The organism is Arhodomonas sp. KWT (assembly GCF_010993615.1).
The window spans coordinates 1-1,036 of record NZ_WNXE01000573.1 but is presented as its reverse complement, the minus strand read 5'-3'; the positions used below and the strand labels follow the sequence as shown (position 1 = coordinate 1,036).

The 1,036-nt window shown below is 69.0% G+C and carries 1 protein-coding gene; it reads right to left on the bottom strand.

The features are described from left to right. Positions 1-1,036: bifunctional diguanylate cyclase/phosphodiesterase (locus G7A99_RS20820; RefSeq protein ID WP_163143798.1), on the bottom strand; the 1,036-nt coding region annotated here is incomplete at both ends.

The window sequence follows — 1,036 nt, the reverse complement described above, 5'->3', positions numbered from 1 at the left end:
CAGCCGTTGCGCGAACACGTCCGCGGGCGCCGGTCTCGCAAGCAGGAACCCCTGGAGGTAATCGCAGCCCAGGCGGCACAGGTGCTCCGCCTGACCGGGCGTCTCCACGCCCTCGGCGATTACCTCCAGACCGAGATTATGGGCCATGGCCGCGATCGTCGAAACGATCTGCGCATCGTCGTCATCGCGCTCCAGATCCTGAACGAAGGCGCGGTCGACCTTGAGCGTATCCACGGCGAAGCGCTTGAGATAGGCGAGCGACGAGTAGCCGGTACCGAAGTCGTCCAGTGAGAGGTGAACGCCCAGGCGCTTGAGCCGCTGGAGCGTGGCGCTCACCGCATCCCCCGACCCCATCAGTACCGTCTCGGTGATCTCCAGGTGCAGCCGGTCCGGCGGCAGCCCCGATGCGGCGAGCGCGGCGCCCACCCGACGTTCGATACCGCTGGCGTGAACCTGATGGGCGGAAAGGTTCACCGACACCCACAACGGCGCCGGGCCCTCGCTGTTCCAGCGCGCAGCCTGGCCGCAGGCGTGGTCGAGTACCCAGTCGCCCAGCGACTCGATCAGTCCCGCCTCCTCCGCGAGCGGTATGAACTGCTCCGGCCCGAGCAGGCCCTCGTTGGGATGATGCCATCGCACCAGCGCCTCCGCGCCCACCACCCGACCGTCCCGCGCCCGGGCGATGGGCTGGTAGTGGAGAACGAGCTCGTGCTCGTCGATGGCCCGGCGCAGCTCGCTGCGCAGGCCGAGCCGGCGCTGGGCGCTCCGGGTCAGGTGTGCCGCGTAGAAGCGGTAGGTCTGACGCCCCTCGTTCTTGGCCTGGTGCAGGGCCGCATCGGCGTTGCTGATGAGCGTACCGGCGTCGTCCACCCGGTCGTCCGGGAAGATGCTGATGCCCACGCTCACCCCGAGGAGCACCTGCTCACCGCTGGACAGCCGGATCGGCTCGTCGAAGCACTGGATGATGCTCTGGGCGATGACCGCGACGCCGTCGGTACCGGGCGCCGTCTCGAGCATCACCGCGAACTGGTCGCCG